Source organism: Psychrobacter pulmonis (assembly GCF_904846465.1).
In the GTDB taxonomy this organism is placed as follows: Bacteria; Pseudomonadota; Gammaproteobacteria; order Pseudomonadales; family Moraxellaceae; genus Psychrobacter; species Psychrobacter faecalis.
The window spans coordinates 530,441-555,191 of sequence record NZ_CAJHAT010000002.1 but is presented as its reverse complement, the minus strand read 5'-3'; the positions used below and the strand labels follow the sequence as shown (position 1 = coordinate 555,191).

At 45.7% G+C, this 24,751-nt stretch carries 16 protein-coding genes; 3 read left to right on the top strand and 13 right to left on the bottom strand.

Features of this window, described 5'->3' with window-relative positions:
* Positions 1–48: 48 nt before the first annotated feature.
* From JMX70_RS06075 to JMX70_RS06060, 4 genes are all read right to left on the bottom strand, one after another.
* Positions 49–2,322: a tetratricopeptide repeat protein gene (locus tag JMX70_RS06075; protein ID WP_201590437.1), complete on the bottom strand. Its 2,274-nt coding sequence runs from the start codon at positions 2,320–2,322 to the stop codon at positions 49–51.
* Between the two features lie 3 nt (positions 2,323–2,325).
* Positions 2,326–4,416, bottom strand: a complete 2,091-nt coding sequence (gene ligA / locus JMX70_RS06070; protein ID WP_201590434.1) for an NAD-dependent DNA ligase LigA — start codon at positions 4,414–4,416, stop codon at positions 2,326–2,328.
* Positions 4,417–4,695: 279 nt separating this feature from the next.
* Positions 4,696–5,709 carry a cell division protein ZipA gene (locus JMX70_RS06065; protein ID WP_201590431.1) on the bottom strand — a complete coding sequence of 338 codons (1,014 nt, stop codon included), beginning with the start codon at positions 5,707–5,709 and terminating at the stop codon, positions 4,696–4,698.
* Between the two features lie 226 nt (positions 5,710–5,935).
* Positions 5,936–9,862 (bottom strand): AAA family ATPase, encoded by a 3,927-nt coding sequence (locus JMX70_RS06060; RefSeq protein WP_201590429.1) that lies wholly within the window; start codon positions 9,860–9,862, stop codon positions 5,936–5,938.
* Positions 9,863–9,995: 133 nt separating this feature from the next.
* Here JMX70_RS06060 and JMX70_RS06055 point away from each other — a divergent pair, with 133 nt between their 5' ends.
* Positions 9,996–10,316 (top strand): DUF4298 domain-containing protein, encoded by a 321-nt coding sequence (locus tag JMX70_RS06055; RefSeq protein ID WP_201590427.1) that lies wholly within the window; start codon positions 9,996–9,998, stop codon positions 10,314–10,316.
* Between the two features lie 3 nt (positions 10,317–10,319).
* Here the strand turns inward: JMX70_RS06055 and JMX70_RS06050 are convergent, their stop codons facing one another.
* On the bottom strand, positions 10,320–11,123 hold the full coding sequence (locus JMX70_RS06050; protein WP_201590627.1) for a sulfite exporter TauE/SafE family protein: 804 nt from the start codon (positions 11,121–11,123) through the stop codon (positions 10,320–10,322).
* Between the two features lie 207 nt (positions 11,124–11,330).
* Here JMX70_RS06050 and JMX70_RS06045 point away from each other — a divergent pair, with 207 nt between their 5' ends.
* Entirely contained in the window at positions 11,331–12,374 is a 1,044-nt protein-coding gene (locus tag JMX70_RS06045; protein ID WP_201590425.1) for a biotin--[acetyl-CoA-carboxylase] ligase, read from the top strand.
* Between the two features lie 59 nt (positions 12,375–12,433).
* Positions 12,434–13,162: a pantothenate kinase gene (locus JMX70_RS06040; protein WP_191691494.1), complete on the top strand. Its 729-nt coding sequence runs from the start codon at positions 12,434–12,436 to the stop codon at positions 13,160–13,162.
* A gap of 201 nt (positions 13,163–13,363) precedes the next feature.
* On the opposite strand, the gene JMX70_RS06035 is transcribed toward JMX70_RS06040, so the two are convergent.
* The 8 genes from JMX70_RS06035 to JMX70_RS06000 all read right to left on the bottom strand — a co-directional run bounded on the left by JMX70_RS06035 (position 13,364) and on the right by JMX70_RS06000 (position 24,595).
* The gene (locus JMX70_RS06035) at positions 13,364–14,551 is read right to left on the bottom strand and encodes an isovaleryl-CoA dehydrogenase (protein WP_201590423.1); all 1,188 of its coding nucleotides are present in this window, start codon (positions 14,549–14,551) and stop codon (positions 13,364–13,366) included.
* Positions 14,552–14,741: 190 nt separating this feature from the next.
* Positions 14,742–15,662 carry a hydroxymethylglutaryl-CoA lyase gene (locus JMX70_RS06030; RefSeq protein ID WP_201590421.1) on the bottom strand — a complete coding sequence of 307 codons (921 nt, stop codon included), beginning with the start codon at positions 15,660–15,662 and terminating at the stop codon, positions 14,742–14,744.
* Positions 15,663–15,698: 36 nt separating this feature from the next.
* A complete protein-coding gene (locus JMX70_RS06025) occupies positions 15,699–17,810 on the bottom strand; it encodes an acetyl/propionyl/methylcrotonyl-CoA carboxylase subunit alpha (protein WP_201590418.1) in 2,112 nt (703 codons plus the stop codon).
* Between the two features lie 56 nt (positions 17,811–17,866).
* On the bottom strand, positions 17,867–18,673 hold the full coding sequence (locus JMX70_RS06020) for an enoyl-CoA hydratase/isomerase family protein (RefSeq protein ID WP_201590416.1): 807 nt from the start codon (positions 18,671–18,673) through the stop codon (positions 17,867–17,869).
* A gap of 52 nt (positions 18,674–18,725) precedes the next feature.
* A complete protein-coding gene (locus JMX70_RS06015) occupies positions 18,726–20,336 on the bottom strand; it encodes a carboxyl transferase domain-containing protein (RefSeq protein ID WP_201590414.1) in 1,611 nt (536 codons plus the stop codon).
* Between the two features lie 65 nt (positions 20,337–20,401).
* Positions 20,402–22,159 carry an AMP-binding protein gene (locus JMX70_RS06010; protein WP_201590412.1) on the bottom strand — a complete coding sequence of 586 codons (1,758 nt, stop codon included), beginning with the start codon at positions 22,157–22,159 and terminating at the stop codon, positions 20,402–20,404.
* Between the two features lie 321 nt (positions 22,160–22,480).
* Complete coding sequence (locus JMX70_RS06005) at positions 22,481–23,689, bottom strand: FAD-dependent oxidoreductase (RefSeq protein WP_201590410.1); 1,209 nt, start codon at positions 23,687–23,689, stop codon at positions 22,481–22,483.
* A gap of 186 nt (positions 23,690–23,875) precedes the next feature.
* A complete protein-coding gene (locus tag JMX70_RS06000) occupies positions 23,876–24,595 on the bottom strand; it encodes an amino acid ABC transporter ATP-binding protein (RefSeq protein ID WP_201590625.1) in 720 nt (239 codons plus the stop codon).
* Between the last annotated feature and the right edge of the window lie 156 nt (positions 24,596–24,751).

The window sequence follows — 24,751 nt, the reverse complement described above, 5'->3', positions numbered from 1 at the left end:
TTGCCACTGATGCTCGAATGCATTTTTATATTTAAATATCTAGCTTAACTATCGAAATACATTACCTGATACCTCAACTGGTACGTCAACATCTTTTAGAATATGTTCAAAATATCTTTTGTGTTGAAGTGCAGCAGGAGCTATATAAATTTTATCGAGATGGTTTCTTATATTAGGCTCATACTCAACATATAGAAAACTACCGTACTCCATTGTCACCTCAGGCCTATCAATTGAAGTAATATAAATCATCCGACACTCTTGCTCTTCACGAAATGCTGAATGTTTAATGAGATATTTCAAAGGTAGGAGTATCTCGTCTACTAAGACGTTTAACTCTTTCTGCTTCAAGCTACCAATAGCAAACCTTACGTTGTTAATTTCTGCCTCTACTTCTTTATAAGTAGTTTTGAGACTATTATAAGCAATTTCAAATTTATCAGTAACTCCTGCCATATAATCCTGATAAAGACTCCATTCATATTTAGCTTGAGAATACTTTTTACCATTCTTTATTATTGTATTATCACCAAATTCGCGGAAAAATGTTAATCGATTTCGCTGTGCTAAATGAAAATAGTCTGAGGTTGGATCTAAATAAACGCATCTCATCACAGGCTGCTTATTTATTTTTCTACTATTACTTTCATCTTTAGAAGATTCGCTTTTTATGATAGAAAGTTTTTTATGATTTACATCAGAAAGATTCTTAATTACTTTTGGAGCACTATCAACTGATAAATAAGGAAGTCCTTTTATAAGGTTTTCAGACTGAAAAAACTCTTTTTTAAAGACTAAGCTCATTCCAGAAGCTTCTTTGTTATCTTGCTTACCATAAAGTCTGAACTGATTTAAACTATCATGGTTAAAAGTGAAACAGCTTATAAAAGCGTGGAATTCTTCATTGAAATCTAATGCAGTAAAATTATTATCTTTTACACCTTTTAACTTCCTAATAAGTAGTTGACCTTCACTAGGATCATTAACATTATTAATTGTATTTAGTCTGAACAAGCTCGTAGGTGTTTCCTTTCGCTCGTTACCTAATAGCAAGTTGCAAGTATATGTCGATGTGTAATGAGCAAGCTTTCTCTCAAAAGGCTTTTCTTCATCAGCGTACTTATCGAAGTCTAAAGTTAAAATATTAACTATATTTAATAATATGTTTAATAAATTTAGTGAGCTTAGACCAACGCTTTCTGTTTCTGGAAACTTTAGAAGTTCGCAAATTCTTATATAACATTGAGCTTCGTAAGGAAACATCTCTCTTGCTAATTCAAAAGAGTCTTTAGCAGATGTATAATCCATCAAATATTTATCACTGATTAATATTTTCCCTATAGCATATTGTGCTTTACCATATGCTTCTGAATCATATTTATATTCAATGTTACGAAATGCTTTTAAAGCACCATCTACATCACTATTTTTACCTAAAAGGACACCAATGTTAAACTGGGCTTTAGCATAAGCTTCAGCATCATCCATGAGTTCAATAAGTTGTAATTCTACAACTGCAGCTTTATGATACTTAAATTCTATCAAAAAATTTGCAATTTTAAATTGTGCCTTGGCATATGCTTCTAAATCGTCTGGACGTTCAACGTTGCACCATGCTAGTAGCCCACCTTCATAATCCTCATCTTCCATCAAAGCGCTTCCAATTCTTAGTTGAGCTTTGGCATATGCTTCTGGACTATCACGTTTATCAATATTACACCAAGCCAATAACGCATCATCAACTTTATTAATTTTGAATAAATTGCTTCCAATATTGAACTGTGCTCGACAATATAGCTCCGGATCATCTAGGCGACTTATATTTTCCCACGCGGATAAGGCTTCTTTAATATATCCAGCTTCTGCCAAATAAAAACCGATATCGAATTGAGCTTCAATATAAGCATTTATATTGTCGGAACGATTAATGACACTCCATGCGGATATAGCACCCTCGATGTCACTGATTTCAGATAAGACAAAACCAATATAATATTGGGCAGCGGCGTATATTTTTGGATCGTCCGAATGTTTTATACTTTTAAAATAGGTTAACGCTCCCTCTCTATTTCCTTCAGTTTCTATTATTTCACCTATAGTATATTGAGCAGCTGCATATAAAGATGGATCATCTGAACGCTGAATTTCAGAATATATTTTAATAGCATCTTCGTTAAGACTATTATCTAGCAACAACTTTCCAAGTTTGACTTGAGCTACTAAAAACAACTTGAATCCATCTTTCTCACGCGTCACTTGTAGCAGCTCTTCAACCTCTTTCCGAGTCTTATCATCCAAGCCTGTGAGGTCATCAATATTCATACCCTACTCCCCAATCAACGCCAAAAACTCTTCCTCACCCACTATCTTAATGCCCAATTTTTCCGCTTTGGTGAGCTTCGAGCCAGCTTTATCACCTGCCAATAGCGCGGTGGTTTTTGCCGAGATGCTACCGGAGACTTTGGCACCGAGCGCTTGCAGTTTAGCTTTGGCTTCATCGCGTGCCATGCTATCAAGCGCGCCCGTAATGACCCATGTTTGCCCATCGAGCGGCAATCCCTCTGACAGCACTTGCTCAACCTTATCCCAATGCACGCCAGCTTCGCGCAGTGCGGTGATGACTTCGATATTGTGCGGCGCACGGAAAAACTCATGAATAAGCTCGGCGGTAATCGCCCCAACATCAGGCGTTTGTAAGAGCTTATCAATATCTGCTGCCATCAGGGCATCAAGGTCGCCAAATTGCTGCGCCAAATTCTGTGCTGTTGTCTCACCGACGCCGCGAATACCGAGCGCATAAATAAAACGTGCCAGCGTCGTCTGTTTACTGGCTTCGATAGCATTAACGATGTTTTGCACCGACTTTTCGCCTAATTTTTCAAAATTAATCAGCTCGTCCGTATGTTTATGCAACTGATAGATATCGGCGACGGTCTTGACCAAACCGTGCTCAAAAAAGCTAATCAACCAACTTGCGCCTAAGCCATCGATATCCATCGCCCGACGTGAGACAAAGTGAATGAGCGCTTCTTGCTGCTGCGCGGGACAAAACAATCCGCCCGTACAACGTGCCAACGCTTCACCTTCGGGCAATACCACAGGCGAGTCGCAGACAGGACAGGTCGCTGGCAATTTAACCGGTTCTGAATCTGCTGGACGCTGATCTGTCCAAACGCGGGTGACTTTGGGGATGACATCGCCTGCACGGTGCACGCTGACCATATCGCCTGCGCGCACATCCAAGCGCTGAATTTCACCAAAGTTATGCAAGGTGACATTGCTGACAGTGACGCCGCCGACTTTGACTGGCTCTAACTTACCAACAGGGGTGATTTGTCCGGTGCGTCCGACTTGCCATTCGATATCATTTAGACGCGTCATCACCGTTTCGGCAGGGAATTTATACGCCGTTGCCCAGCGCGGCTCACGCGATAAAAAACCAAGCTGCTGCTGCAATGCCAAGTTATTAACCTTGATAACCATGCCATCAATCTCAAACGGCAGCTGACTACGGGTTTCAATCATCGACTCATAATAGGCTTGTACTTCGCGTGGGTTTTTTACCACTCTCACCGCGCTGACGCTAAAACCTATGTCACCAAGCCAAGCCAAGGCGGCTGATTGGGTGTCGATGCTCTCAGGTAGACCTTGATTGACTGAATAACAATAAAAAGCCAGCGGACGACTGGCAGCGATAGCGGGGTCAAGCTGACGTAAACTACCAGCGGCGGCATTACGTGGATTGGCAAAGGTTTTATCGCCCTTTTCTTCTGCTAAGCGATTGAGACGCTCAAAACCAGCTTTTGGCATCAGCACTTCGCCGCGTACTTCTAATAATGGAATCTCGCTTGCAGCAGTAAGCCAAAGTGGTAGATTGCGAATGGTTTTGGCATTTTGAGTAATATCCTCGCCCGTTTGCCCATCACCGCGCGTCACCGCTTGCACAAATTGACCATATTCGTATTTGAGCGATACCGCCAAGCCATCAAGCTTCAGCTCCATCTCATATTCAGGATTTTTCTGCGCGTCATTAAGCCGATCATTGACGCGGCGCATAAAGCCATGCAGCTCGTCATAATCAAAGACATTGCCAAGCGATAGCATGGGTACGTCGTGTTTGACTTGGGTAAAGGCGGACAGCGGCGTATCGCCAACTTGATTGATTGGACTGTCAGGCTGTATTAAATCAGGATACGCTTCTTCAAGCTCCAATAAAGAGCGCCGCAGCTGATCGTATTCACTGTCTTCTAAAATCGGGTTATCAAGCACATAATAAGCATAATTATGCGTTTTTAAAGTATCAATGAGCGTGCGCATTTGAGCAACGATGGCAGCTACATTGTCTGCAGATTGGGTATCAGCAGTATTTTTAGAAACAGCATTTTTAGAAGCAGTCGGTACAATAGAATCAGTCATAGTCGGCGTCTTTTTTTTGCAATTCAAGATGCCGATATGATAACAAGTTTACAGGTTAGTCGGATATGATTTTGTTGAAAACCGATTCTGTAGAGAGCCGCTTCTGTAGAGAACTAGGTTTATAGAAAACTAAATTTATAGACAACTAAATTTATAGAGAATCAGGCGAATGCAATGCTTTGCAATCAAAAATTAAAATTAAAAAAGGCAAATAACGTTAAGCGCTATTTGCCTTTACAATACTTTAGGAATAATTTTAACCGTTTATCTATTCAGATTTTACCCTTCATAATCGCGAACTTGGTTACGCAATTGCTGTTTATATTCTGGGGTAATGGGGTCGTTTTCTTCGTCGAGCATCACGGCGTCCAAATCGCTTGCCATCATATAGGCAATACTCATCATACTATCAAAGCTGCGTAGCGCTTGAGGATGTGGCAGCGATAAAAATAGCACCACGCCATTGTAAGTATTGGTCGCCACGCTATGCGGGTCAAAAGGCGCGATGCCACTATCGGTAATGCCCATCATGCTAAACCACAGCATGCCGGTGCCGTCTTTTTGCTCATAGCGATGGAACATATTCATCGCCCCATAACGCAAACCATATTTATCCACTAACGCCAGCAAATCACGCCCACGAATTACGGCTGCTGGGCGGTCGCGATACTGATGCGGCAAGATGGTGATATTGATATTGTCTTTGGCATTGATTAACGGACCGTTTTGCGCTTCATCAACTGGCTCTGAGAGATGCTGATCGAGTATCGGGCTATTATTATCAAAGCTTGGCTCATCAGCGGTATCAATAACTGGCATCAAACTGTCCGTCGCTGACATAAGACTTGAAAACGCGTCCGGCTCTTGCTCGATATGCATCTGCTCAGCCGCTTCGGTAAACTCGCTGTTGTCTTCTCGCTGCTGCTCTTCTTGCCAGCGGGCAAAATCAACCTCATCTACCACGCCATTATCCTCATTACTATCATGGCGGGCAGCAGTTAGTTGGGCATCGCCATTGCTATGAGATTGGGTCAATGGCGCATCTTCGACCACGGCATTGAGATAACTGCGATCAGGGGTGATGCTGGTTTCGCCTGCGACCGTATCGTCCAAGTCTGGCTGCTCGACGATATTGCGCTCATGACGCGGAATAATGGGTATACCGTTTTTATCATAATTGACCGCGGCAGCCTCAGCAGTTTTGCGCCGTTTAAAGCTGCGAATGACCATAAATAGCCCTGCAAGCACGATAAATGCGGCAATGGCGATCAAGATAAACTGGATAGCGGTCATGAGAAATACATCCTAATATATGACAAAAGGGAGAGTACAAGTGCGAAGAAATGGCAATAGTCTAGCATGGCTAATGCATATCGTCACCATATAGTCAGCGTTTATCATTGGCCTTGAAGCCTTCACTGACTAATTTTCCGACTACTCGCCTGACGTTAAATGCTAGCCCTAACTATACCACCGACAAGCGCTTGCCGTTATTAATTATTTTGCTACTCAGCTGCTCTTAATCAGAAAGGTAGCTTGCTGCCTCATCAAGCGACACACTGACCAAGGTAGAAATCCCCGCGCTCGGCATAGTAACGCCTTTTAACTCATCAGCAATTTGCATCGTCAGCTTATTATGACTGATAAAAATAAACTGCAAATCATCTGCCAACTCATTTATCAAGCTGGTAAAACGGGCGACGTTGGCATCATCAAGCGGTGCATCGACTTCATCGAGCACACAAAATGGTGCCGGATGCTGCTTAAATATCGCAAAAATTAAGCTCAGCGCGGTCAAGGTTTTCTCGCCGCCGGACAGTACCGCAAGGCGACTATTGCGTTTGCCCTTTGGCTGTGCCATTAAGGTCAACCCTGCCCGCCACTGTTCTGACTTTGGCGCATTGGTAGGCATCTCGTCCGTATTAAGCGTTAAGCTCGCTTGCCCGCCACCAAAGACTTTAGCAAATAAATTGACAAGCTCGTTATTGACCGCATCGAGTGTCTGCATAAACAGGGTTTTGGTGGTTTCATCAATCGAGGCAATCGCTTCCGTCAGCGTTTGCATACTGGCAGCAATATCTGCTGTTTGCTGCGCGAGTGGCTCTAAGCGCTCATTAACTTCTGCAAGCTCTGCTACTGCGGCGAGATTGACCGCGCCAATTTTACTTAATTGCTGCTCAAGCTTCGCACGCTCAGACTCTAATTCTGCGATTTTATCTGGGCGGACGCGGCGATCATGAGCGATAAAATCCGCCAATAAATTTGAGACGCTCATTACTTGTTGCTGATGCTGCTGAACTGTGTCCGATTGCGCTTGATATTTATGGCTGACCTTGTAATAAGCCTCTAGCGCTTCTTGGGTATGGCTACTGGCATCATCCAAACGCGCGGCGCTGAGTGCCAATTCTGTCGCGAGATTGGCAAGCTCGCCTTGCTGAATTTGCAAAGTATTTTGTAGTGTATCTAGTTCGGTCTGCTGCTGACTGTATTCCTCTTTAAGCGCTGTTAATGCCGTTTCGCGTGTGGTTAATACTGCCTGCTGCTCATCGCGCGCTTTCTGTGCGCTCTGCAATACTGATTGCAAGGTTGGCAGTTTATTTTGCTGCTGTTCATGACACGTTTTTAGACTCTGCTCGCTTTGTAGCGATTTTTCATGTTGCGTAGTTGCCCGAGCAAGACTACTCGCGCTATGCTCTAAGCGCATCTTGCTCTGCTGAATACGCAGCTGCATTGCTTGCCAAGCGTCATCATCCGCCTGCCGCGCGCGATTTAGCTCACTGCGCTCGGACTGTAATTGCTGACTTAATAAACGCGCATCGGCTATTTGCGGCGTTAGCGCTGCTATCTCACTTTGGATATGCTGCTGCTCATGAGTTAGGGTCTGCTTTTCTTGCTCAAGCTCTTGCTGTTCCTGCTCAAGGGCAACTTTATCAGCATTGAGGCGCTGACTGTCTGCTTGTAGTCGTTCCGCATTGGCGCGCTTGGTGGTCAGCTTTTGCTGGTGTTGGTGTTGATCGCGGATTAATTGCTCAGCTTGCGCGCGCGTTTCTTCTAAGCTGACCGTTAGGGCATCATAGTTGCGTTGATTATTAGCAATCGCCTTTTGCTGCTCTTGTATTTTAGTCTCGAACTCATCAAGTAAATCTTCTAGCGCTTGTAAACGGCTACGCTGCTGTAAACGCTGGCTTAAAAATTGACTATTGCTCTCATTTTGACCATTTTGCGCGCCAGCAAATTTGCTCAAATTAATCGTACCCTGACGACTGATAATCCAGCCATCAGTCGTGAGTAGAATAGCGGATGCTGGCAATGCTTTTAAAGTAACAGCCAAATCTTCTAACGTTTGCTGAGCGTTCGTTTTAGATGGCGCGATATATAGATAACAGTGCTGCCACAACGCTAAATTTGGTGCAGTAATCAGCTCTGATAATGACAAGACTTTATCCGTTAAGTGATTTGGCAAAGCACTGATAAATGATTTTGCGCCTTTATCATTTGTCTGAGCAGGTAGCCATAGACTATGACCATTTTCTAGCTGCGATTTATTCTTTGAATTGTCGTTCTCGTTTTGCGTGGTTTGATAAGTAAATAAATCTGTTAAATCCTGCTCGAGCGCTTGCCATAAGCTATTAGATTTTTGAGAGTCATCATTAATTTTCTCATCATTCAACTGGCTAGCAACCAACACATGACTATCTAACCATAACGCTAACACGCTATCGAGTAGCTCTGCGTGCTGCTGCCCTTTGGCGCTTAACTCAATCTGCGCACGTAAGGTGGTAATGGCCAATTCGTTATAATCCTTGGCTATATCACTTTCTAAAGCAGTTTTTACGTTAGCAAGCTGTTGGGGTTTTGCTGTCGGTTTCGGATGCAATATTTGATGCAGGGTATCGTACTCGCCTGCCAATACCGCATGACGTTTTTCATCCTCACTCAAATCACGCCGTTGAGTGTTTAAGCGTTGCTGTAATTCATGCGCTTGCGGTTGTAGCTCAGATAGGCGCTCATCGATACTGTCTTGTTGGCGCTCAATCTGTTGCAGCTGTTTATTGAGCTCAGTCACTTGCGCATTTAACATCTGCTGTAAATTGCTCGAATTACCTTTCTCACTTACATCAACAATATCAATAGGTGCTAACGACTGTTGTAGCTGCTGCCAGAGATTTTGCCAGTTCTGCTGGCGGCGTTGCCATTTATCATGGTTTTGCTGCTGGCGTTTTTGCGCTTGATTATTAATCGCTTGCTGCTGCTCAAGCGCTCGATTATTATCTTGCAGGCGTGATAGCTGATTTTGCGCGTCATGATAGGCGCGCTGCAACGGTTGTTCATTGCGTTTATGCGTGTCACGTTTCTTTGTTAGATCGCTAAGCTGTGGGCGCAACTCTTCTAGTACATTTTGCTGCTCAGCTTGCTCAGTTTTTAAGCGTTCAATCTCGCTTACCGCTTGCTGACGCTGCTGCTCTAAACTGGTAAGCTGCTGTGCAATTACATTTAATTGTGATTTTGCGTCACTAAGCTCATGCTCTGCTTGTTGATAGCTTAGCTGCTGCTGATAGTGGTTGCTTTGCGCATCGTCTTTTAGCCACTGCTCTTGATTGATATGAGCCGCAAGCTTATCTTGCTTCGCTTTTAGAGTCTCATAACTGGCTTGTAAAACGGCAACTTTATTAGCACTGCGCTCATGGGCGATTTTTTGCTGCTGCTGATGATGCTTTGCTTGATAAAGCTGTTGAATGGCAAGTTGCTGCTTGATATCGGCAAGCGCTAACGCTAACTCTTCGTAACGCTCAGCACTGGCCGCTTGTTTAGATAAGCGTTTTTGTTGGCTGACCAGCTCGCTTTGCATATCGTGCAGACGGGCTAAATTATCCTGCGTCTTCTCAAGTTTCTTTTGCGTCTCTTCACGGCGAGCTTGATAGCGCGAAACCCCAGCGGCCTCTTCGATAAATTCGCGTAGCTGCAGCGGGCTTGATTCAACAATACGCCCAATCATGCCCTGCTCGATGACCGCATAACTACGCGCGCCAAGCCCTGTGCCCAAGAACACATCGACCACATCACGGCGACGGCAGCGCGTACCATTGATAAAGTAGTCTGAGCGTCCCTCTAAATTTACCTGACGGCGGACAGACAGCTCGTGATAGAGATTAAACTCATGGCGAATCCCCGTCTGTTCATCTTGCGTATGCTCAAAGGTCAGCTCGACGCTGGCAACACTTTTGGCCGCTTTATCTTGCGTGCCGGCAAAGATGACATCACTCATCGCCCCGCCGCGTAATTGCTTGGCGGAAGTTTCGCCCAGCACCCAGCGTATGGCATCAATGACGTTGGATTTGCCGCAGCCGTTTGGCCCGACGATGGCGGTGATACCATGACGGAAGGTAAAAGTGGTTGGATTGGCAAAAGATTTAAAGCCTGCCAGCTTGAGAGATTTTAGGCGCATGAAATATCGATAAACTTAGCAAAAACAGGCGGCTATTCTACCGCAAATTGTGACGAGTTTTTAGAGTTTATGAGGGATGCTATAATAGGGCTGAGAATCTACATAATTCATCTAAAAAATAAAAATTAGGGCCATGACAATAACTGAAGACAATGTTGAAAAATATAATCCGCAAGAATTACAACAAAAATATGAAGAATGGTGTGAGCTGCATCGTCAGCAGCTTGAAGCGCAGCAGCAGTTTTTGCGCGCTGAAGCCTTGCAAAACGAGTTGAAAAAGTACTATCTCAACCCGCAATGGATGACAGACCGTGAAGCGGATCTGCCGATTGAGCACTCGGGTCAAGCGCACTCAATCTTTAGTGAAGATGCGCTATGGAGTATGCTCAGCGACCATGATGAGCTAGCCAGAAAGTGGATGCGTTTGGGGCTTGATGCGATTGATAGGAGATAAAGTCTAAATCACCCCAATCCCACTTAACAACAACTGACCGCCTGCGAATAACAGCAGCACGCCGAAAGCGCGTTTCAGCATCAGCGCGGGCAATACATGGGCAAGCTTGGCGCCGACCTTTGCCATCGCAAAGCTAGCGACAGATATGCATAAAAAGCCCGTGATATGCACAAATCCTATCGTACCCTCAGGCAGGTTGACCACGTCTTTACCAAACCAGGCAAAGCCTATCGCACCAGCGACGGCAATGGGCAAACCGCAAGCAGCAGACGTACCGACCGATTGTTTCATCGGCAATCCTGCCCAGTTTAAAAACGGTACGGTCAAACTACCACCGCCAATCCCAAAAATAGACGACGCCAAACCAATCCCTGTCCCTGCCCCAAACTGAATGCCAGTTGACGGTAACGGCTTACCCAATTGTTCTTTATTGGACAAAAACAACATTTTTAAAGCGACCAATAGCGCCCCGACACCGATGATGGCTTGCAAGACTTTTCCATCAATCATATCGGCGATACCGGCACCAACCAAACTGCCAATGACCAAGCCCAGCGCCATTTTGCGCCACACTTCCCAGCGTACGCCGCCGCGCTTATTATGGGCAGTCAGTGAGCTGATAGAGGTCACCACAATTGTCGCCAGTGAGGTGCCAATCGCCAAATGGGTGACCACTTCGGGTGAAAAATGATAGGCGGTAAAAATCCAAACCAATGCGGGTACGATAATCATGCCGCCACCAACGCCAAATAATCCGGCGCTGACACCCGCAAACGCCCCTGCAATCACAAACCACACATATAACATCATCGAATCGGCCTTTTATCCTGCGTCTTTTTTATTAAAATCGTATAATCATCTAATTGTATAGTCACTCGAACATTACCTGCTCAATCGCATTTGCTAAATCATAATCCGACCTTTATGCTGTTTGCTTTGTATTGTTAATGAGCAACAATCGCTCAGTATATCAAAGTTTATCCACGCCAATTTATCCCATCGACGAAACTTATTATGCCGCCATTTAACCCATCATCTGACACTTTGTCTGCCCAACCTTTTGAGTCATTGGAGTCATTGGAGTCATTAGAGCTTGAGCATTTACCTAAGCTTAACCATCGCCACCTTATTAATAGCCCCTCGACCAATAGTGAGCTGATAACAGCGCTGCAACATGGCAGCCTAAATGCAGCCGAGATGCACCTACTAACAGCGGAAACCCAAAGCGCTGGTCGCGGACAACATGGGCGCTCTTGGCAGTCGCCACGCGGCAATGTTTACCTGTCGTTATATCATCCCGTGCACATGCCGATTAGCGGTTTATTGTCGCTGATTATCGGCGTTGAACTGGCAAAAATGCCTGTAATTCAAGTGCTAAACGAACAATTGCGCGCGCAAGGCTTGGCAACAATCGGGGTAAAATGGGCCAATGATTTGGGCTTTTATTCAAAGCAATATCCGCAGCAGCATTCATTTCAAAAACAATCTGAACCTAAATCGAATGACGCTGCTTTAAAGCCGCTTGAATCTACCAAACAAACCCTACCCTTTCATAAGCTTGCTGGCATTTTAATAGAACCCGTAACAAAAGCAGGAAAATTGGTGGGCGTGGTGATGGGCGTGGGTCTAAACGTGCAAGCTACGCCTAAGCTTACGGCGCAAACTTGCGAGGGCATGAGTTATCAAGCGATTAGCTTACGAGATATTTGTGCCATACTTGAGCCAAAAGCGCCGCCTATGCCACTTCCAGACCTAAAAACGCTTTATCAGCAAATGAGTGAAGCTTTAATAGCAGCGATGACCCGCTTTGAGTATTTAGGATTGGAGAAGCCAACCGGGCAGCGTTATTATTTGGACAGTTTTTTGGCGCAGTTTGACGCGATGGATGCATTGGCAGGGCTGCGCTTGCGCGTCACCCAAGACTACAACGGCAATGTCGAGACACTAACTGGTTATGCGTGCGGTCTTGATACACATGGATGTTTGCAATTACGTGAATATAACGGTAAGATTTCTGCGCTTTTTACCGGTCGTATTGATGTAATTGGTGATGCTTAAACCTTTCAGCCTCACCCTTAAAAAACCATACTGAACGAGCACCATATAAAGGGATTTTTATGCTCTGGTTAGATCTTGGCAATACCCGTCTTAAATACTGGCTCACCGATGATATCGGGCAGATAGTTGCGCACGATGCCAAGCAGCATTTGCAAGCGCCTGCCGAACTGCTCATGGGTCTGACCGATCGTTTTGCACGTTATGCGCCGGATTTTATTGGAATTTCCTCGGTATTGGGCGATGACTTAAATGTAAAAGTATCTGAAACCTTGAGCCGCCTAAATATTCCGTTTGAATTTGTCCACGTCGATGCTGAGCATGCCTTGATGAAAAGCGCCTATGATGACGAACAGCTCGGCTGCGATCGCTGGCTACAGATGCTAGGCGCGGTGGATAAGAAAAAACGCCAGTGTGTGATTGGTTGCGGTACAGCGGTGACGATTGATTTGATTGATCACGCTGAGCATTTAGGCGGTTATATTTTCCCCAGCATCTATCTGCAACGTGAGTCGTTATTTTCTGGTACCAAGCAAATTACGATTTCTAATGGCACTTTTGATAGCGTGAGCCCTGGTATCAACACAAAAGACGCCGTCCATCGCGGCATTATGTTGTCCATCGTTGGCGCGATTAATGAAATCAGTAACCGTTATCCAAACTTTGAGCTCATCATGACCGGCGGTGATGCGCATATCATTGCCCAACATATTAATCGTTCGGTGCGTATGCGCGATGATTTATTATTAAATGGTCTGGCCCGTTATTTTGACCATAGTAAACAGACATAGTGTTTTGAGCGTTTGTATAAATAAAAAAAGCAGGCCGTTTTAAGCGACCTGCTTTTTTATTTTTAGTTTATTCGATTTAAAAGCGATGCTAGGTGCTTATGGGATGATTTTTTTGCAGCGTCTGTCACGCCTGCAAACAGCAAGCAAGAAAAAATCAGCCCATGAGCAAGAGTTTAGTATATAAAGAACACTCTATAATTTCTACTTAGTCTCGTTAAATAGCTCACGGCCGATTAGCATCCGACGAATCTCACTGGTACCTGCGCCGATTTCATACAACTTGGCATCACGCCAGTAGCGACCAAGTGGATATTCATTGGTATAGCCGTTACCGCCAAAGATTTGAATGCCCTCACCTGCCATCCACGTGGCTTTTTCGGCACACCATAAAATTACGCTGGCGCAATCTTTACGTACTTCGCGGCTATGACCGGCGCCGCGTTGATCGAGCATATCGAGATTTTTACCGACCGTATATAAGAAGCTGCGTCCCGCTTGCAGGATGGTATACATATCGGCGACTTTACCTTGGATAAGCTGAAATTCACCAATTGCTTGCCCAAACTGTTTGCGATCGTGAATATAAGGAACGACGTTATCCATCACTGCCTGCATGATTCCGATAGGACCTGCGGCGAGTACCGCGCGCTCATAATCTAGACCACTCATCAGCACCTTAACGCCTTCGTTTAAGCCGCCTAAAATATTCTCTTTAGGGACTTCAACATTGTTAAAGGTCATCTCACCAGTATGACTACCGCGCATGCCAAGCTTATCGAGCTTTTGCGCTGTACCAAAACCTTCCATACCTTTTTCAACAATAAATGCGGTCATACCTTTTGCGCCAAGCTCTGGATTGGTCTTGGCATAAACCACCATGACGTCAGCATCTGGGCCATTGGTAATCCACATTTTGCTACCGTTTAACACATAATGTCCGTCCTTTTCTTCGGCTTTAAGCTTCATACTCACTACGTCTGAACCAGCGCCCGGCTCACTCATCGCTAATGCGCCAATGAATTCACCACTAATCAGCTTGGGCAGATATTTTTGCTTTTGTTCCTCTGAGCCATTACGTTTAATTTGGTTGATACACAGGTTAGAATGCGCCCCATAACTTAACGCCACAGAAGCAGAAGCCCGACTAATCTCTTCCATCGCCACCATATGCGCGACGTAGCCCATGTCAGATCCGCTGTACTCTTCAGGAACGGTAATGCCATGCAGACCGAGCTCGCCCATTTTTTGCCATAAATCCATTGGGAACTCATCGCTGCTGTCGATTTCGCTTGCACGCGGGGCAATTTCTTTCGCTGCAAACTGCTGCACCACATCACGTAAGGCGTCGATATCTTCGCCAAGCTGAAAATTTAATCCAGGTAAACTCATAACCGTTCCTTGTATTTTGATGTTTAATTTCTTAAAAATTTAGATCTATTTAAAAAGAGACCATATAGCTGGTACAAATTTATATCGCTTGCTGTGCGACTGCATCACTCCAGAGGCTTCAAAAATGTATACCAGCTATCTATTCATTTATTTCTATTCATTTAGCTTATGACTGGCTTTATTTTTATAGTTAAGACTGACGTTTATTAATCAATGCTCGCGCCACGCTTGAACCATTGCGGCGACCCAAGAATTCACTGATACGCTCGCCAGCCACGACCAATTTATCCAAATCAATGCCCGTACTGATGCCCATACCGTGCAGCATATAGACGACATCTTCGGTGGCGACATTGCCCGTTGCGCCTTTGGCATACGGACAGCCGCCAAGCCCCGCCACTGAGGTATCAAATTCGCTAACGCCCATCTGTAAGGCAGCTAAGGTATTACTAACGGCTTGACCATAAGTATCATGAAAATGTCCTGATAGCATGCTGATATCAGCGTATTCTAAAGCGGCTTGCAGGGCGCGCTGTACTTTTAATGGCGTACCAACCCCAATCGTATCGGCAATACCAATCTGCTCAGCACCAATCTCAACCAAACGCTTGGTCACATAAGCCACTTCGCTAGGAGCAATCTCGCCTTCATAAGGGCAACCGACTGTGCAAGAGATGACGCCGCGTACTTTGATACCCTGCGCTTTTGCCGCAGCGGCAACGGGCGCAAAACGCTCAATGCTTTCGTCAATACTACAATTGATGTTTTTTTGGCTAAAGGTTTCACTGGCTGAGCCAAAAATAACGATTTCATCGGGGCGATGCACAATAGCATTTTCAAAACCGCGCATATTTGGCACCAGTACCGAGTAACAAACATCGGCATGGCGCGCGGGCGCTAATGCTTCGAGTAGCGCGCTATTATCACCCATTTGCGGCACCCATTTTGGCGAAACAAAACTGGTCGCCTCGAGCTTTTTGACACCAGCTGCAATTAAATCGTCGATCAGCGTTTGCTTAACTGCAGTCGGTACCGTCATGGACTCATTTTGCAGGCCATCACGTGGACTAACATCAACGATTCTGACGTGGTCTGGGTACGAATGGCTCATGGTTATTATCCTTTCATTGTTCTTATACTTCAGTTCTTAAGCTTCGCTAGCTTCACTATCGATACGTAGTAGCTCGTCGCCATCGGCAACCAAATCACCCGCGGCAAATAATAACTCTGCTACCACACCATCAGTCGGTGCGGTAATGGTATGTTCGATTTTCATCGCTTCGATAACGGCAAGTGGCTCGCCTTTTTTCACACTATCGCCAACAGCGACTTTAAAGGCAACGACTTGTCCTGGCATTGGAGATTTTAAGCTACCGACCGCCGCAGATTCTTCGCCGACGTGCGCCATGATATCAATAAGCGTAATCTCATCACGACCGCTATCGGTGAATACATAAACCGTTTCATTATTTGTCCAGCTCTGCGCGTTAATACGTACGCCATCTAGCCATAACGTATGATTGTGCGCGTCAGTACTGTCATAGCTAATTTCACTTTCATAGACTTTTTCTGTCTGCGCGGCGACATTAGCATTGCTCTTCTCTTCGGTATTTGCGATTTCTTTTACAATCACTAGGGTAAAGCTGCTGCTATTTTCAGCCCCTTTTTTACTTTCCGCACTATTTGCATTGTGCCAGTTGCTAATACGTGCTTGGTACGCCTGCTCATCATAAACCAAGCTAAACGAGCGCGTATAATCACTATAAGCACGGAAACCAGTCGGCTTACTGAATGGATCGATGTCTGACCCTTGTGCTGCGCCTTCACTAGCAAGCTGCTGCGTAATGGCAGTCACGACCAGCGTCGATAAATCAAGCGGATGCTGATTAAACAGCTCGTCCGCCTCACGCTCGATAAGCGCCGTATCAAGATTGGCTTGGCTAAACGACTCAGTATTAAGGATATAGCGCAAAAATGCCACGTTATTTGGCAAACCAACGATACGCGTTTGAGCGAGTGCGCGGTCGAGTTTCGCCAACGCTTGCTCGCGAGTCGGCGCATGGACGATAAGCTTCGCAATCATCGAATCGTAAAACGGGCTAATCACATCGCCTTCGCGCACGCCATCGTCGATACGTACATCGGTAATGTTAAAGGTACTGTGCTCAGGCTTTTGATAGGTAAATAAAGTACCCGTCGCTGGTAAAAAGCCATTGTCAGGATTTTCAGCGCAGATACGCGCTTCGATAGCATGACCATTTATGGTTAACTCGTCTTGCTTTTTCGGTAACGGCTTACCTGCTGCGACCAACAATTGCCATTCGACCAAATCGACACCCGAAATCGCTTCACTAACTGGATGCTCCACTTGCAGGCGGGTATTCATCTCCATAAAATAGAAATTCATCGCCCCTTCGCGCTGCTCAACGATAAATTCAACCGTACCTGCACCAAAATAATTGACCGCACGCGCCGCTTCGATTGCCGCTGTTCCCATCGCTTCACGCATGGCAGCGTCAACACCGGGTGCTGGAGCTTCCTCTAATACCTTTTGGTGGCGGCGCTGTACCGAGCAATCTCGCTCAAACAAATGCACATAATTGCCATGCATATCGCCAAATACTTGAATTTCGATATGGCGAGGTTTTAGGGCATATTTTTCAATGAGTACTTGGTCGTCACCAAAACTGGTAATCGCTTCACGGCGACAGGAATCTAGTAAGTCAATAAAATCGCTGCTATTTTCTACAATACGCATGCCTTTACCGCCGCCGCCAGCGCTGGCTTTAATTAAGACGGGATAACCGATACTGTCTGCTTGCTGTTGTAAGAATCCTGCATCTTGATTGTCGCCATGGTAACCCGGTATCAAGGGCACGCCAGCCGCTTCCATTAAACGCTTGGACTCAGACTTGCCGCCCATCGCCCGAATCGCGTCGGCAGATGGGCCAATAAACATCAAACCTGCATCCTGACAAGCCTGAGCAAAGTCCGCATTTTCACTTAAAAAACCATAGCCTGGATGGATTGCTTGGGCGCCAACATTGAGGGCAATCGCAATAATCGCATCGCCTTTCAGATAGCTGTCTTTTGGTGCAGAACCACCTAAATAAACCGCTTCATCACAGACAGCAACGTGCTTGGCGCCGCGGTCGGCATCAGAATAAACAGCGACGGTACGAACACCCATACGCTTGGCAGTCGCAGCAACACGGCAAGCAATTTCACCACGGTTGGCGATTAGAATTTTAGAAAACATAACTATCCCTGTAACTTATCGTTTTTATTTATCGGTTTGACTATCGTTTTTTGCTACTAGTCTGTCGTTAACCAATCAGGTTTACGCTTTTGCAAAAAGGCTTGCACGCCTTCTTTTCCTTGCGCTGAGGAGCGAATATCAGCGATACCTTTAACGGTATCAGCAACAAGCTCATCGGTAATCGGTGCACCTGCGACTTCGTGCAATAAACGCTTGCAAGTCTTGACCGCATTGGGGCTATTATTAACCATCTTGGCGCATAAGGCTGCGACTGTGTCGTTAAGCGATTCTTCACTAACGCGCTCATGGATAAAGCCAAGCTGCCGTGCCTTTTTGGCATCAAACACTTCCGCACTTAAGAAATAACGCTGCGATGCTCTAGCACCCAGTGCTTTGGTGACATAAGGGCTAATGGTGGCAGGGGCTAATCCCAGACGTACTTCGCTGAGGCAAAAATTGGCGATCTTAACCGCAATCGCTATATCACAAACCGCAACTAAGCCCATACCACCTGCATAGACATCGCCTTGAATCGCAGCCACCGTTGGCTTTGGACATTCATAAATGGTCTTTAGCATTTGCGCCAGTTTATCGGCATCGGCAAGATTTTCTTCATAGCTATAATCTGCCATCGCCCGCATCCAGTTCAAATCTGCACCAGCGCAAAACGCTTTACCCGCCGCCGCTAGCACAATCACACGGACATTATCATCAGCGCCAAGCGTGGTAAAAACCTCAGTCAGCTCGGCGATCATTTCGTCGTTAAAGGCATTGCGTATCTCAGGACGATTTAACGTCACCGTCGCGACGTGCTGCTCAATATCGACCAATAGGCTTTTATAATTATTCAGATTTTTTTGCATAACCTTCTCTATTTTTATATACGTGAAATGCTTGCCCATATTCCATTTAATGCTACATTCTAAACACACCAAACGTCGTCTCTTCAATCGGTGCGTTATAGGCAGCACTTAGCCCTAATGCTAATACATGACGCGTATCGGCAGGATCAATCACCCCATCATCCCAAAGACGTGCTGTCGCATAATAAGGGTGACCTTGCTCTTCGTACATTTCAAGAATCGGCGCTTTAAATGCTGCTTCGTCCTCGCTACTCCACTCTTCACCTTTACGATCAAAATTATCACGCTTGACGGTTGCCAGTACCGAGGCCGCTTGCTCTCCGCCCATCACCGAGATACGCGCATTTGGCCACATCCATAAAAAACGCGGACTATAAGCGCGGCCACACATGCCGTAGTTACCTGCACCGAATGAGCCGCCGACGATGACGGTGAATTTTGGTACTTTCGCGTTAGCCACTGCCATCACCATCTTGGCACCATGACGCGCAATACCTTCGTTTTCGTATTTACGCCCAACCATAAAGCCGGTGATATTTTGCAAAAACACCAACGGGATTTTACGCTTACAGCACAGCTCGATAAAGTGCGTGCCTTTTTGTGCTGATTCACTAAATAAGATGCCGTTGTTGGCGATAATACCTACTGGTATACCTTCGATATGGGCAAAACCGCAAACCAACGTCGTGCCAAAGCGCGCTTTAAATTCATCAAACTCGCTATCATCGACGATACGAGCGATGATTTCTTTAATATCAAAAGGTTTGCGCTTATCGGTTGGAATGATGCCGTATAACTCTTTGGCATCATAGCGCGGTGGTCGCGGTTTGATTTGATTTGGGATTTGCTTAGCAGGACGGTTTAAGTGGCTAACGATATTACGCGCTATCGATAGCGCATGGGTATCGTTTTGCGCCAGATGATCGACCACGCCTGACAGACGCGTATGCACATCGCCGCCGCCTAAGTCTTCAGCGGTGACCTCTTCACCCGTCGCTGCTTTAACGAGTGGCGGACCACCCAAAAAGATAGTGCCTTGGTCTTTGACAATGATAGACTCATCGCTCATCGCGGGCACATAAGCGCCGCCTGCGGTACAGCTGCCCATAACCACGGCGATTTGCGGAATACCGGCCGCGCTCAGGTTTGCTTGATTAAAAAAGATACGGCCAAAGTCATCTTTATCAGGGAATACTTCATCTTGGTTGGGTAAGTTTGCGCCGCCTGAATCGACCAAATACACGCAAGGTAAGTTGTTTTCTTGGGCGATTTCTTGTGCACGTAAATGCTTTTTGACCGTCATCGGATAGTAAGTGCCGCCTTTTACCGTGGCATCATTACAGACGATCATACACTCAGTGCCGTTGATACGGCCGATACCGGCAATCACGCCCGCCGCTGGAATCTCTTCGCCATACATATCATGCGCTGCCATTGGTGCGACTTCTAAAAATGGCGTACCGACATCGAGCAGGCGCTCAACACGCTCACGAGGTAGCAGCTTGCCACGCGCTAAATGCTTGGCACGCGCGCGCTCTGAACCACCTTGAGCGACTTTACGCAGGTGCACATATAAGTCATCGACTATTTCTTGCATGGCGGCACGGTTTTGCTGAAAATCGGCAGCGTTCGGACTCAATTTACTGGTTATGATAGCGCTCATGATATCCCTTTTTATACTTGTGTTTATTATTCAATAACTTCTTAAAATCTTGACCGATTTTTTGACTACTCTAAACCCAGCTCTGCCTTCATCTGCTCGATAATTTTATACTTTTGGATTTTACCGGTGATGGTCATCGGGTACTCTTCAACAAAGCGATAATAAGTCGGCACTTTATAATGGGCGATATGCTCGCTACAGAATTGGCGCACTTCATCTTCGGTTAAGCAGCCCGGCTCTTTTGATATGATCAAAGCGGCAAGCACTTCTCCATAACGCTTATCTGGGATACCGACAACTTGGACGTCACGAATTTTCGGATGGCGATACAGATAGTTTTCGATCTCAACTGGGTAAATATTTTCACCGCCGCGAATGACCATATCTTTACTACGCCCAACGATTTTGACATAGCCGTCTTCATCCATCGTCGCCAAATCACCGGTATGCATCCAGCCGTCTTGTATCGCTTCACGGGTTTTAAAGCGGCTGCCCCAATAGCCTTTCATCACCGAATAACCACGCGTTAGCAGCTCTCCTGTCTCCCCTAAAGGTACAATCTCGCCCGTTTCGGTATCGACGACTTTGACTTCAAGGGCAGGCTGCACAAGCCCGACCGTTGATACTTGTTTCTCTAATGGCGTATGCTCATTGGTCTGGCAAGAAACCGGACTGGTCTCAGTCATGCCGTAAGCAATGGTCACCTCTTTCATATGCATCTTATCAATGACGCGGCGCATGACCTCAATCGGGCAGCTAGAGCCGGCCATAATGCCAGTCCGCAAGGTCGACAAATCAAATTTATCAAATTCAGGATGGTCAAGCTCGGCGATAAACATCGTCGGTACGCCATGCAAAGCCGTACATTTCTCTTCTTCAACCGCTTGCAAGACGCTTAAAGGCTCAAAACCATCGTTCGGATAAATGATACAACCGCCATGGGTCAAAATCGCTAAGTTGCCAAGCACCATACCAAAGCAATGATATAAAGGCACGGGAATACACAGTCTGTCTTCCTCAGTGAGATTCATGGCCTCACCGATAAAATAGCCGTTATTTAAAATATTGCGGTGGCTTAGGGTCGCACCTTTTGGTGTACCTGTTGTGCCGCTGGTAAATTGCACATTAATCGCGTCGGTGTTTTTAAGCTGGGCTTGGCGCTCGGCGACGCGTGGATCATTGGCATCGCCTTCCGCCATCCAAGCAGAGAACTTCTGCATAAATTTAAACTCTTCATCAGAGTCTGGCTCATCAATCCAAATGATGCGCTCAATGGTTGGAATCTCAACCAAATCCAATTGGGTGTAATCTTTATGATAAATTTCAGGACAAAGCTCACGAATCAGCTGCGCATAATCACTGCTTTTAAAGTGGCGCATCAATACCAAGGCTGAGCAGCCAAGTTTATTTAACGCATATTGCAGCTCAAAGGTACGGTAGGCAGGGTTAATATTGACCAAGATAACGCCGACTTTTGCGGTCGCTAATTGCATCAGCAGCCACTCAGCATTGTTGTGCGACCAGATACCGATGCGATCGCCAATCTCAAGCCCCATTTCAATCATGCTGCTGGCTAATTGATTGACCTGCTGTTGCAGCTCACGATATGTCCAGCGAATATTTTGATGACGGACGACCAGCGCTTCACGCTCAGGATATTTGGAGACAATAGCATCAAAAAAATCGCCGATGGTCGCCTCAATCAGCGGTACATCGGGGCCTTTATCATAGCTTTGAGTAAGCGGCGCATTTGCCGAGCGCGCGCCCATATTTACGGTGGGAATATTATTTAGAATGCTATCGAAGTCAGAAACTTGAGTCATAACGAGTCCTTTCGTTTTACTTTTTACAGCACGCCTGAATGGTGCTAATTTTTCGCTTGTTCCTATTCTTTTTTCCTTGAACAGGTCTTAACAAGCATGAGCTACTATACCGCCTTAAATCGAAGGCTGTCAATCATAGTAATACATTATGTATCATTTAAATTAATTAATAAAAAGCATTACCCAGTAAAAGATAGCATAAAATCACGCGGTTATTATATGCAAAAAAGCCAGTTATGTATTGCTACACAGCTGGCTTTTAATAAGCATTAAGACTAGAATTTAAAGCTAAAAGTTAAATCTGCAATGGTTAAGCATTGATTAAGATTTCACCATTGGCGGTGCTTTAATCGTTACCGTCGCAGTGACGGCATTGCTATTATCAAGCAAATCAATAACCAGCTCGTCATCCGTTTCAGTAGTCACTTGCCAATTACCAGCAGCCTGCGGTACGCCAGTGACCATCACCGAAATGGCTTTATTTTTTAAGCGAATCATCGGCGGCTTATGATCATAACCGCTGTGCTCGTGACCCAAGATATCGTCAGCAATCGTCGCTGCCTGCGCACGTAGTGGCGCGACATAGCGGCAGGCGACGCCGTTGATGGACATACAATCGCCAATCGCATACACATTGGACGCATGGGTACGTAACGTGGTGGCATCGACCACGATACCAGTGCGACGATTGAACTCAACTCCAGCAGCGGTTGGTAACTTATCATCGACCGTCAGACCCGTACTAGCAATCACATGATCAACGATTAATGGCTCTGGCTGCTGCGCCGTATCGCTGTCGGTAGCGGCAACTGGTGTATAGCTGACTTGCAATTTACCATCATCATGACGCGTGACATTGGATACTTGATAACCGCCTAAAAAGTGAATCCCTTGCGATTTTATTGCTTTAGCAATACGCGCGGTCGCTTGTGCCGGTAGCATTTGCGAGAGCGGCGCGTCATTTAAGTCAATCAACGTCACTTCATGACCCGCTTTTAATAAATCCTCAGCAATCTCCGTCCCGACCATACCAGCGCCAACGATAGCAACACGCTGACTGCCCGCTGCCAGCTTTTCTTGCAGCTGCCCAAAACGCTCGATATGATTGACATGCCAAACCAAATCTTCAGGCAGACTTTTTGGAAAAATAGGATGGGCGCCCATTGCCAGCACCAGTTTGTCATAGCTAATAGTGGCGTAATTGGTATACACGGGGTCCGAGCGCAGTGCTGAGATAAGCTGTACCGTTTGGCTAGCAGGGTCGATATCGGTCACTTGCGTATTGGCAAGCAAATTGATATTTGCCGCCTTTGCCGCATCGCTACCGGTCGCCCGTACCAAATCCGCGGCGTTTTTCTGCTGGCTAATTGCCATGGTTAGCATGGGTTTATGATAACGGTCGCCATTATCAGCTGTGATTAAGGTGATGGGAATGTTTTTATCTTTTGCGCGAATGGCATCAATCACGTGCCAGCCTGCCAAGCCTGCACCAATAATAACAATACCTGCCGATTGATTTTCTACACTCATAATGACTCCGAAACACTATTTATTATTTGTTATGAATTTGGAATAGGATTAAAAACTGATGGCGTCTATTGTAGCAGCAAATAGGGAACACTTGTAAGCTGAGAGTAATGAGCAAAAAGTAAAAGACATAAAAAAGCGCCTTTATTAAAGACGCTTTGATAGATACTTAAAACACAGTACTTAGTTTCAATGATTGAGAATTTTTGATAAAAACAGCTGCGCGCGCTCACTTTTTGCGCCTTCAAAAAACTCATCCTTACTACAGTTTTCGACAATATGCCCTTCATCCATAAAAATAATCCGATTGGCCACCTGACTGGCAAAGCCCATTTCATGGGTCACGCACATCATGGTCATGCCATCGCGGGTCAACTCGACCATCACATCGAGCACTTCTTGAATCATCTCTGGGTCAAGTGCGGAAGTTGGCTCGTCAAATAGCATCGCTACCGGATCCATCGCCAAAGCACGCGCAATCGCTACGCGCTGCTGCTGTCCGCCTGATAGCTCGGCGGGGTATTTTGGCGCTTGCGCACTTAAGCCCACACGGTCGAGATAGGCCATGCCTTTTTTCTTAGCCTCATCTTCTTTACGGCCCAACACTTTGATTTGTGCGACCGTTAAGTTATCGATAATAGTCAGATGCGGAAACAACTCAAAATGTTGAAATACCATGCCGACGCTACTACGCAGCTTAGGCAAATTGGTTTTTGCCGCGCCAACTGAGATACCATTGACCATGATCTCGCCCTTTTGAAATGGCTCAAGCCCATTAACGGTTTTAATAAGCGTCGATTTGCCACTGCCCGATGGCCCACAAACCACCACCACATCGCCTTTATGCACGTGAGCAGTACAGTCAGTTAGCACCTGAAAGTCACCGTACCATTTGCTAACGTCAGTCATTTTGATGACTATCTCAGCGCTCGCATGACCATTGTCGGTGACCAGTCCGCCAAATTCATTTATATAGGTGTCAGCATTGTTTATCACTGGCTCATTTATCACTGGCTCATTCATCACTGGCTCCTAACCACTTTTTTCATCATTATTAAATGAAAA

Coding starts and splice junctions, on each gene's coding strand:
- JMX70_RS06015 (WP_201590414.1), bottom strand. CDS start 20,336: ATGAGCGCTATCATAACCAGTAAATTGAGTCCGAACGCTGCCGATTTT.
- JMX70_RS06035 (WP_201590423.1), bottom strand. CDS start 14,551: ATGAGTTTACCTGGATTAAATTTTCAGCTTGGCGAAGATATCGACGCC.
- JMX70_RS06075 (WP_201590437.1), bottom strand. CDS start 2,322: ATGAATATTGATGACCTCACAGGCTTGGATGATAAGACTCGGAAAGAG.
- JMX70_RS06040 (WP_191691494.1), top strand. CDS start 12,434: ATGCTCTGGTTAGATCTTGGCAATACCCGTCTTAAATACTGGCTCACC.
- JMX70_RS06045 (WP_201590425.1), top strand. CDS start 11,331: ATGCCGCCATTTAACCCATCATCTGACACTTTGTCTGCCCAACCTTTT.
- ligA (WP_201590434.1), bottom strand. CDS start 4,416: ATGACTGATTCTATTGTACCGACTGCTTCTAAAAATGCTGTTTCTAAA.
- JMX70_RS06005 (WP_201590410.1), bottom strand. CDS start 23,689: ATGAGTGTAGAAAATCAATCGGCAGGTATTGTTATTATTGGTGCAGGC.
- JMX70_RS06065 (WP_201590431.1), bottom strand. CDS start 5,709: ATGACCGCTATCCAGTTTATCTTGATCGCCATTGCCGCATTTATCGTG.
- JMX70_RS06020 (WP_201590416.1), bottom strand. CDS start 18,673: ATGCAAAAAAATCTGAATAATTATAAAAGCCTATTGGTCGATATTGAG.
- JMX70_RS06055 (WP_201590427.1), top strand. CDS start 9,996: ATGACAATAACTGAAGACAATGTTGAAAAATATAATCCGCAAGAATTA.
- JMX70_RS06025 (WP_201590418.1), bottom strand. CDS start 17,810: ATGTTTTCTAAAATTCTAATCGCCAACCGTGGTGAAATTGCTTGCCGT.
- JMX70_RS06060 (WP_201590429.1), bottom strand. CDS start 9,862: ATGCGCCTAAAATCTCTCAAGCTGGCAGGCTTTAAATCTTTTGCCAAT.
- JMX70_RS06050 (WP_201590627.1), bottom strand. CDS start 11,123: ATGTTATATGTGTGGTTTGTGATTGCAGGGGCGTTTGCGGGTGTCAGC.
- JMX70_RS06030 (WP_201590421.1), bottom strand. CDS start 15,662: ATGAGCCATTCGTACCCAGACCACGTCAGAATCGTTGATGTTAGTCCA.
- JMX70_RS06010 (WP_201590412.1), bottom strand. CDS start 22,159: ATGACTCAAGTTTCTGACTTCGATAGCATTCTAAATAATATTCCCACC.
- JMX70_RS06000 (WP_201590625.1), bottom strand. CDS start 24,595: ATGACTGACGTTAGCAAATGGTACGGTGACTTTCAGGTGCTAACTGAC.